The sequence below is a fragment of the Pseudonocardia bannensis genome, from assembly GCF_012911875.1.
Taxonomy (GTDB): domain Bacteria; phylum Actinomycetota; class Actinomycetes; order Mycobacteriales; family Pseudonocardiaceae; genus Pseudonocardia; species Pseudonocardia bannensis.
Window position 1 is genome coordinate 1 of sequence record NZ_JAAXKZ010000233.1, and the last position, 3,049, is coordinate 3,049.

Consider the following 3,049-nt stretch of genomic DNA (forward strand, 5'->3'; position numbering starts at 1 on the left):
TCGACCTCGGCCAGCGAGATCGTCAGGTCACCGGTGAGGACGACGCCGCCGGCCAACAGCCGGTCGAGCAGGTCGACCAGCGCGATCGTCTCTTGCCCACGGGCGACCGTCATGAGTCGTCCGGGCTCGCGAACGAGTACGGCGCCCACGGCCCGGTGAGTTCGAGCCGCAGGCCCGGCGCGTCCCAGGTGTCCACGAGTTCCCGCACGGCCGGCCCTCTCGTCTCCTCGACGAGGTACGCGGCGTTGAGCACCATCTCGTCGCGCTCCCCCGACAGCCGCGGGTCCTGGGGTGGATACGCGCGGCTCGTCACGGCCAGTCGCGCGAGGCTCGTGTGCAGCCGTTCCGCCTGCTCGTGGGCCTGCGCCAGGCTGCGGGCCGCCCGGTCGCGTTCCGTTCGCCGGCGCATCAGGTAGGTCGTCCCCGGTCCGGCGGCCGGGCCGGTCGGCTCCTCACCGACGGGATCGACGGGTTGCGGCCGCCCGAACGCCTTCACCCCCCATTCCGCGCGCCCCCGGACCCGATCCAGGGCCGTGGTGAACCGGACCTGCTGCTCGTCGAGCATCGACCGCACGTTGTCGTCGCTCAGGTAGACCGTGGCCAGCCGCAACGGTGCCGCCGGCCCCGGCCGGGCGACGGCGTCGACCACGGCGTGGTGGGCCCGGGCGGTCCGTTCCAGCCAGCTCAGATCCTCCAGGTTGCGGCGCAGCGCCTCCTCCCCGAACTCGGCGGTGTCGACGGAGCTGACCACGGCGGCGAGCTCACCGGCCGTGATCGCACGGACGGGCGCACCCGCGACGCCCTCGACGGCCGGGAGCTCGCCGATCCCGGTCATACCGGTGATCGCGTAGACGTAGACGAGGGCGTCACCCACGGCGCTCTCCACGGCGCTCACCGCGGGGCTCCGCCCGGGGCTCTGCACGGCGTTCCGCGCGGCGCTCTCCGTTCTGCTCACCGCTGCGCCCTGCCTCGAGCTCACCGATGCGCTCGCGGAGCCGGCGGTTCTCCTCCGCGAAGTTGCGCTTCCCCGAACTCAGCGTCGGGTCGTGCTCCCACCAGTCGATCCCCATCTCCCGTGCCCGGTCGACCGACGCGACGAGCAACCGGATCTTGATCGTCAACAGTTCGATGTCGAGCAGGTTCACCCGGATGTCCCCGGCGATGACGATGCCCTTGTCGAGGACCCGCTCGAGGATGTCGGCCAGGTTGGTCGACTCCTGCCGCGCTGGGGTGCGCGCGACGCCCGTGGTCGGCAGTCCGCCGCTCACACTCATGTCACTCCTCCCGGAGCCGGCCGCGCGAGTACCGCCGGGTGCGGCGGTACGACAGCAGTTCGCCGTGCGCGTCCAGTTCGGCTTCGTAGGTGGCGAGGATGTCGGCGGAGTCGGGGATCCGACGGGCCTCGACGACCTCGATGCCGACCACCCAGCCGTCCTCGCTGCGCTGGACCGAGACGATGCCCTCCGGTGTGCGGCCGGTCAGGTCGGCCACCTCGCGGGCGGCCAGCCGGGCGGCGGCCCCCGCCGAGCGGATCCGGCCGTTGCGCCGGGGGAGATCCTCGTCCTCCCGGTCGTCGGGGTCCGGGCCGTCCTCGCGCGGGCGGCGACGCCGCCGCGGCGGCTCCGCCCGACTGCGATGGCCGGGCTCCCGGTCCTCTCCGGTCACCGCGGGGCACCCCCGGCCGCCCCACCGGGACGCCTCATCATGCGCTGCAGCAGCGAGTTCTCGAGTTCGGCGCACTCCTCCTCGGACAGCTCACCGGTGCGCCGCGCCTCGTCGACCGCCTCGAGCTGGGCACGGATCCGCGCCGGGTCGTAGTACTGCTCCTCGGCCTGATCGCGGATCTGCTCGGCCAGCCACAGGACGCCGCGAACCGGCGCGAGCGGCAGGCCGAGCAGACCGGTCAGGAGACCCACGCTCCTCCTCACTCCTCGGGGACGAAGTCGTACGGCGCCAGCGGACCGAGCAGCCGCAACCGGATCCGTCCGGCCAGCTCCGCCCCCAGCTTCTCCACGGAATCCTCGAAGCGCTGCTGGTGCGAGCGCTCCACCAGGAACGCGGCGTTGACGACGTCGTCGGGTGCGGCGAGCGTGTTGGCGACGACCGCCGCGGCCTCCGGCGCGAGCCGCTCCACGAGCACCGCACCCTCCTCGTCGCGGCGCGCCTGCAACTCCTCGACGATGAGCTCGCCGAGCCGGACCCGGTCGTAGTACGACGCGTCCTCCGGAAGCTCGCGCACGCGCTCCTGCAACTCCCGGATCTCCGGGTCGTCGGCGAGCACCTCGCGCAGCACCACGTCCTGCTCGTAGCGGCCCTTGAGCGTGTACTGCACCCGGTCGTCCAGGTCGTCGAGCACCGCGGCCAGGTGGTCGTGATGCGGTGCCAGCAGCTCGTCCACGACGGCGTGGCGTTCGACGACGGCGGGGAAGCGCATGGGGAGCACGGTCGCGGAGGCCGCCACCGTGTCGACCACACGCTCGTGCGCGAACAGGTCGTCGCGGGTACCGAGCGGCCGGTCCATGGGGACGTCGCTCACCAGCGCGGTGAGATCACCGTGGCTGATCATCTCGACCTCGCCGGACGGCCCGAGGCCCACCAGATCCTCCGGGACGGCCGCATCGGACCGGATCACGCCGTAGATGTAGGTCGGATTCACTCGTCCCGCTCCCTCGCGCGCTCACGCGGACGCGGGCGCCGCCGCGGCCGCTCCTCGAGGTCCTCGTCCTGGCCGGTCCCGCCGAGCAGCTCCCCGACCTTGTCCACCGCGGCGTCCAACATCCCGTTGGTCTTGCCGCGTGCGCCGCCCTCCGTGATGCCCTCGGTGAGGTCGGCCAGGCCCTTGGGGCCGTTCGCCTGCAGGTCCAGCCGGTTCGTCGCCTCGGCGAACCGCAGGTAGGTGTCGACACTGGCGACGACGATGCGCGCGTCGATGGTCAGGATCTCGATGCCGACCAGCGCCACCCGGACGAACACGTCGATGACCAGGCCCTTGTCCAGGATGAGTTCGACGACGTCGGCGAGCCCGCTCGGACCGCCACCTCCCCCGCCG

At 72.7% G+C, this 3,049-nt stretch carries 7 protein-coding genes; all 7 read right to left on the reverse strand.

The window, feature by feature from the left end:
• Positions 1–113: gas vesicle protein GvpJ (gvpJ, locus tag HF519_RS29745; protein ID WP_211170773.1), on the reverse strand; the 113-nt coding region annotated here is incomplete at its 3' end.
• Positions 110–895 carry a GvpL/GvpF family gas vesicle protein gene (locus tag HF519_RS29750; RefSeq protein ID WP_312860430.1) on the reverse strand — a complete coding sequence of 262 codons (786 nt, stop codon included), beginning with the start codon at positions 893–895 and terminating at the stop codon, positions 110–112. The genes gvpJ (HF519_RS29745) and HF519_RS29750, both read right to left, overlap by 4 nt.
• Positions 867–1,274, reverse strand: a complete 408-nt coding sequence (locus HF519_RS29755; protein WP_169416273.1) for a gas vesicle protein — start codon at positions 1,272–1,274, stop codon at positions 867–869. The genes HF519_RS29750 and HF519_RS29755 overlap by 29 nt, the downstream gene beginning before the upstream one ends.
• 1 nt (position 1,275) lies before the next feature.
• A complete protein-coding gene (gvpO, locus tag HF519_RS33150; RefSeq protein WP_312860431.1) occupies positions 1,276–1,665 on the reverse strand; it encodes a gas vesicle protein GvpO in 390 nt (129 codons plus the stop codon).
• On the reverse strand, positions 1,662–1,916 hold the full coding sequence (locus HF519_RS29765) for a gas vesicle protein GvpG (protein WP_169416274.1): 255 nt from the start codon (positions 1,914–1,916) through the stop codon (positions 1,662–1,664). Before HF519_RS29765 ends, gvpO begins: the two co-directional genes overlap by 4 nt.
• A gap of 8 nt (positions 1,917–1,924) precedes the next feature.
• A complete protein-coding gene (locus HF519_RS29770; protein ID WP_169416275.1) occupies positions 1,925–2,656 on the reverse strand; it encodes a GvpL/GvpF family gas vesicle protein in 732 nt (243 codons plus the stop codon).
• On the reverse strand, positions 2,653–3,049 hold a 397-nt coding region (gene gvpJ, locus HF519_RS29775; protein WP_169416276.1), incomplete at its 5' end, for a gas vesicle protein GvpJ. The genes HF519_RS29770 and gvpJ (HF519_RS29775), both read right to left, overlap by 4 nt.